The organism is Nautilia sp. (assembly GCF_053994455.1).
Genome location: NZ_JBMYAU010000082.1, coordinates 1 through 3160, shown reverse-complemented (window position 1 = coordinate 3160; position 3160 = coordinate 1). Strand labels below are relative to the sequence as shown.

The 3160-nt window shown below is 33.0% G+C and carries 4 protein-coding genes and 1 pseudogene; all 5 read left to right on the top strand.

Annotated elements, in window-relative coordinates; genetic code table 11:
• A partial coding sequence (gene rimO, locus ACXJIE_RS06145; RefSeq protein ID WP_456480091.1) for a 30S ribosomal protein S12 methylthiotransferase RimO occupies window positions 1-1203 on the top strand: 1203 nt, incomplete at its 5' end.
• Between the two features lie 18 nt (window positions 1204-1221).
• Complete coding sequence (locus tag ACXJIE_RS06140; protein ID WP_456480090.1) at window positions 1222-1419, top strand: hypothetical protein; 198 nt, start codon at window positions 1222-1224, stop codon at window positions 1417-1419.
• Complete coding sequence (locus ACXJIE_RS06135) at window positions 1416-1661, top strand: type II toxin-antitoxin system RelE family toxin (RefSeq protein ID WP_456480089.1); 246 nt, start codon at window positions 1416-1418, stop codon at window positions 1659-1661. The genes ACXJIE_RS06140 and ACXJIE_RS06135 overlap by 4 nt, the downstream gene beginning before the upstream one ends.
• A complete protein-coding gene (tilS, locus tag ACXJIE_RS06130; RefSeq protein WP_456480088.1) occupies window positions 1648-2580 on the top strand; it encodes a tRNA lysidine(34) synthetase TilS in 933 nt (310 codons plus the stop codon). Before ACXJIE_RS06135 ends, tilS begins: the two co-directional genes overlap by 14 nt.
• Before the next feature lie 141 nt (window positions 2581-2721).
• Window positions 2722-3160, top strand: a pseudogene (locus ACXJIE_RS06125) (IS1634 family transposase); the annotation flags it as partial.

The window sequence follows — 3160 nt, the reverse complement described above, 5'->3', positions numbered from 1 at the left end:
GACATACCCTCAAAAGCGGATCTGATCATAGTAAACACCTGCGGGTTTATAAATCCGGCAAAAGAGGAATCCATAGAAACGATTCTCGAACTCGCCTCGGAAAAAAAAGAAAACGCCATTTTAGCCGTTACGGGGTGTCTTAGCGAACGTTATAAGGATATCCTCCCGAAAGAAATCCCGGAAGTGGATATTTGGACGGGTGTAGGTGATTTTGACAAAATAGACGAGCTCGTAAAAACAAAAAGCTCAAAATTTTCACCAAACGTGTATCTCATCCATAATGAAGAAAGAGTTATCACCGGAAGCAGTTATCACGCTTACGTTAAACTTAGCGAAGGATGCAATCAAAAATGCGCCTTTTGCGCCATCCCGAATTTCAAAGGCAGATTAAATTCAAGAGAAATTCCCGAAATTATTGAAGAAATTAAAAGATTAAAAGAAAAAGGGTTTAAAGACTTTTCACTTGCGAGCCAGGATAGCAGTTCGTATCTCAGGGATAAAGGCATTAAAGACGGACTTGAAAGGCTGATTGACGAATTAGACAAAATCGAAGGAATTACAGTAAGGATTCTGTATCTTTATCCGGCAACGACAACAAAAAGACTCATCAGAAGAATCTTAGAATCTCCGGTTGTGGAAAACTATTTCGACATGCCGATCCAGCACATAAGTGAAAAAATGCTCAAAATCATGAGAAGACCCGGAAGCGTTGATAAACTGAAATCCCTACTGTATGAAATGAAAAAAGAGTTCGGTTTTATACGTACGTCCGTTATTGTCGGACATCCGGGAGAGAGTGAAGAGGATTTTGAAGAGCTTAAAAACTTTATAAAAGAATTTGAATTCGACAGGGTAAACGTATTTGCATATTCGGATGAAGAAGACACGGCGGCGTTCAAAAGAAAAGACAAACTTCCTCAAAATTTAATCGACCAGCGCGCAAAAGAAATGGGCAAAATAGTAAAACACACCACCAAAAAAGCTTTTAAAAAATATTTAAACAAAACATGCAGATGTTATCTTGACGGACTCACTGAGGACGGGTTGTTTTACAGCGTCCGCCCGAAACTCTGGGCTCCTGAAATCGACGGGGACGTTTTAATAAACGAGAGTGAAATCGAAAACCTCGAAACAGGAAAATTATATAACGTTAAAATCGAAACTTTAGCGGGAGAGCAGTTAATTGGTAAAATTGTGTTATAATTAAAAAAAAGGACAACAATGATTGTTACTTTAAACATAAAAAACAAACGGGATATTGAGAAATTAAACAGTTTACCGGACATTGAAATTATTGAAACTTTTGATATTGAACATATTGATAAAAATGACATAGATTATAAATTATATTTAGAATACAAAAATAAAAAAAATAAAAATTTTATTCCGCTGGAAGATATTATTAAAGAATTTAAATGAAAATAGTTTTTGAAGAAAAAGCACACAAACAATTAAAAAAACTACCTAAAAACGATTCTCAAATTATATTAAACAAAATAAAAAACTTACAATTTTTTCCAAATACGCCTAATACGAAAAAATTAACAAATTTTTACCCTCCTTTTAGATTAAGGGTAGGAAGTTATAGAATTTTATTTGATGTTGATAATGAAACAATAATAATATTTGAAATATTAAAAAGAAAAGATGCTTACAAATAACCTACTCGCATTCTCGGCGGGAGTGGATTCAACGGCCCTGTTTTTCTGGCTTGAAGAAAAACAAATACCTTTTGATATGGTGACGGTAAACTACCATACAAGACAAACAAGCGACGAAGAAGCGGAATATGCAAAAGAATTAGCCCGAAAATACGGCAAAAAAATTTTCATCAAAGACTGCCGCCTCGCAAAATTCAGCGAGCAGAACGCAAGAAAATGCAGATATGAATTTTTTGAGGAAATCATCAGACGCCACGGATATAAAACGCTTATACTCGCCCACCAGTTAAACGACAGACTCGAATGGTTTTTAATGCAGTTTACAAAAGGAGCGGGTTTAAAAGAACTGATTTCCATAAACGAATGGGAGGAGAGAGAACATTATAAAATATGGAGACCTTTTTATAATATATCCCGTGAGAAAATTGTAGCCTTTTTAAATGAAAGAGATATTAAATATTATGTGGACGAAAGCAATTTCGACACAAAATACAAAAGAAACTATTTCAGGCATTTTTTCTCAAACAGACTTATAAAGGAATTTGAAGAGGGTATAAAAAGAAGTTTCGAATATCTGCAGACAGATCTCGAACTCATTTTTCAAAAAGACTGGGTTAAAAAAAACAATCTTTATTTTTTCAAAAAACAAAACCCCGCAACGGATATTAAAAAAGTCGACGCCGCTGCTAAAGAATTAGGTGTAATAATGACAAAAGCCCAAAGGGACGAAGTTATAAAAACAGGGTTTTCATGTGTAATTCAGGGAAAAATAGCAATAGATTCCAATAAAGAACGGATATACATATCCCCTTATATAAAAACAACGATTCCCAAGAAAATAAGAGAAGAGATGAGAAAAAGAAAAATCCCTCCTAAAATAAGAGGTTATCTATATAAATCGGAAAATGAACAATTATAAAATAAACAACCCTTTCCCGTTTTGTGCGAAAACAGCAAAGAAAGCAAAATCAAAAAATCAAAGATACGTAATTATGGGCATTTTGGAATTTAAAAATGCGAATTTGTGTGTCTTGTGAGGTTTATTTGATACAATAATTGTATGTATTTACATATCAGAAAAAAGAAAAATCCAAGTGGCAGTGTCAGTGTTCAAATTATAGATAGAAAAAACAGAGGCTATAAAGTAATAGAAACTATCGGTTGTGCGAAGAATAATATCGAATTGGAATTATTAATTTCTAAAGCAAAAGAGAGATTAAAAGAGTTACAACCTACATTATTCGATTTATATGAAGAAAAAGACGAAAAAGAAGAAATTTTAGGTAAAAAAGTAGAGTTTATAGACATAGATAACGATATTATATTTTCAATCGGCGGAGAGCTAATATTCGGGAAAATAATCAAAGATTTAGGATGTGAGGATTATTTTAAAAAAGTAAAAATCAGAAAACTTGAAAAAAGATTTGAATATTTTAAAGATTTGGTTATTTCAAGAATATTGTATCAGGGGAGTAAACTCTATTTTATAGACTATAGAA

Coding starts and splice junctions, on each gene's coding strand:
- ACXJIE_RS06135 (WP_456480089.1), top strand. CDS start 1,416: ATGAAAATAGTTTTTGAAGAAAAAGCACACAAACAATTAAAAAAACTA.
- ACXJIE_RS06140 (WP_456480090.1), top strand. CDS start 1,222: ATGATTGTTACTTTAAACATAAAAAACAAACGGGATATTGAGAAATTA.
- tilS (WP_456480088.1), top strand. CDS start 1,648: ATGCTTACAAATAACCTACTCGCATTCTCGGCGGGAGTGGATTCAACG.